Origin of the sequence: Streptomyces sp. NPDC047315, assembly GCF_040643215.1 — a bacterium.
Lineage (GTDB): Bacteria > Actinomycetota > Actinomycetes > Streptomycetales > Streptomycetaceae > Streptomyces.
This window is the reverse complement of the sequence record NZ_JBEYTZ010000108.1, coordinates 1-2,101: the sequence shown is the minus strand read 5'-3', so window position 1 is coordinate 2,101 and position 2,101 is coordinate 1. Positions and strand designations below refer to the sequence as shown.

The following is a 2,101-nucleotide window of genomic DNA, read 5'->3' as shown; positions in this document are numbered from 1 at the left end:
GAAGGACCACCATCACAGGTTTTAGTAAAACCTCAGCATGAACGGACAAAAGAGTTTTTAAAACGAACATTAAAATAATAAGTTTACGCATTCGGTTACAACAACTAAAAAAAGTGAGTCCATATTAAGAGGGCACTGAAAAAGTCTATACCTTCTCACATCGCGAGGTATTTAACGAGTAAATCGTTGAATACCTCGCTTTTTTCATTTGGCACTGTGACTCTACTGTTGTTTTCCGAAGCATTCCGCTCGCTTTCCGCGGGCGAGCGCCGAGCCTCCTCCTACGCTTCGCTTCGTGCGGGGTCTCGTCTGTCTCGCTTTCCCGCAGGAGTCGAGCGATGCTTCTCCAAACAACGCAATGTATCACACTATTATTTTAGTCACGCTTTCCTTTATAATAAAAGAATTAATGTGTAGGTGGTGCCCCCGATGATTTCAAATCAAGAAACCCTTAATTTAAGTCCATATATGGCGATCTACGATATTGTTGTGCCAAAAGATAATATACTTCGCCAAATCAATGAACTTGTTGATTTTTCATTCATTTTAGAAGAGTTAAAAACAAAATATTGTTTAGACAATGGACGTAATGCCATTCCTCCAATTCGTATGTTTAAGTACTTATTATTAAAAGCAATTTATGATGTATCAGACGTCGACCTTGTAGAGCGTTCAAAGTACGATATGTCATTCAAATATTTCTTGGATATGACGCCAGAAGATCCAGTCATTGATTCAAGTTCGCTTACAAAATTTCGTCGGCTTCGTCTTCAAGACGTAAGCTTATTAGACATGCTCATTGGGAAAACAGTTGAGATCGCATTGGAGAAAAAAATCATCAACAGTCAAACGATTATTGTGGATGCCACACATACAAAAGCACGTTACAACCAAAAAACGCCTAAAGAATTTTTACAAGAGAAATCAAAAAACGCTAGAAAAGCTGTCTACAAAATTGACGAATCGATGAAAGACAAATTCCCCGTAAAAACCACTTCTAACGAAGTAAAGGATGAATTAACTTACTGTAAGGAAGTTATTTCAGTCATTGAAAAGGAACCACAAATTGCACAAATGCCATCTGTCAAAGAAAAGCTGAATGTTTTAAAAGAAGTCGTAGAAGATTTCCAAGAACATCTAAATTACTCTTCTGATGCGGATGCGCGAAAAGGGCATAAGACGTCGGAATCTTCTTTCTTCGGGTATAAGACACATATCGCGTTGAGTGATGAACGTATTATTACAGCGGCTGTCATTACAACAGGTGAAAAAAGCGATGGAAAATATCTTCAAGAGTTAATTAAAAAAAGCACACAAGCAGGTATGAAAATTAATACGGTTATTGGAGACGCAGCTTACTCTGAAAAGGCAAATATCGAATATACAAAAGAAGAGAAAATCGCGCTTGTGGCAAAGTTGAATCCTATTCTTACACAAGGACCTCGAAAAGAAGAAGACAAATTTGAGTTTAATAAAGACGCTGGAATGTTTGTTTGTAAGGCCGGTCATCTCGCGACAAGAAAAGCACGTACGGGTAAAAAAGGAACGAGTAAGAGTCAAAGTCAGACATATTATTTTGACATTGAAAAATGCAAAGTATGTCCAATGAGAGAGGGCTGTTATAAAGAAGGCGCAAAAAGTAAAACATATTCTGTCACAATTAAGTCGGATACACATGCCGAACAAGAGGCATTTCAAAATACGGAAGCATTTAAGCAATTAGCCGCAAATCGCTACAAAGTAGAAGCGAAGAATAGTGAATTAAAAAACGGACACGGGTACGATACGGCATCGACTGCGGGTCTATTTGGCATGGAAATTCAAGGTGCTACAACGATATTCGCTGTCAATTTGAAACGGATATTAAAGCTACTAAACGAAAATGAATAAAGAATAGAGACAGAAATAAGGCACTTCCTGTTCAAAATCGAACAAGAAGTGCCTTATTTTTATCTGAGAAAGGTTCGCTTTTATGAAAACGTAAGTTTTTCAGTGCCCTCCATTTCGGGACACGCTTTTTATATGATGAGAAGTAACTTGAATCGCTGATAAAAAACTTAGAATCGCTGATAAGTCGCAGAAAATCGCTGATAAAAGACTT

The 2,101-nt window shown here is 37.7% G+C and carries 2 protein-coding genes; one reads left to right on the top strand and one right to left on the bottom strand.

The features are described from left to right. Window positions 1-429: 429 nt before the first annotated feature. Window positions 430-1,890: an IS1182 family transposase gene (locus ABZ842_RS38765; RefSeq protein ID WP_361548574.1), complete on the top strand. Its 1,461-nt coding sequence runs from the start codon at window positions 430-432 to the stop codon at window positions 1,888-1,890. Between the two features lie 31 nt (window positions 1,891-1,921). Here ABZ842_RS38765 and ABZ842_RS38760 read toward each other — a convergent pair. Beyond that, a partial coding sequence (locus ABZ842_RS38760) for a hypothetical protein (RefSeq protein ID WP_361548571.1) occupies window positions 1,922-2,101 on the bottom strand: 180 nt, incomplete at its 5' end.

What these genes read in the sequence shown, in the direction of transcription:
- ABZ842_RS38765 (WP_361548574.1), top strand. Translation starts at nt 430, where the DNA reads ATGATTTCAAATCAAGAAACCCTTAATTTAAGTCCATATATGGCGATC.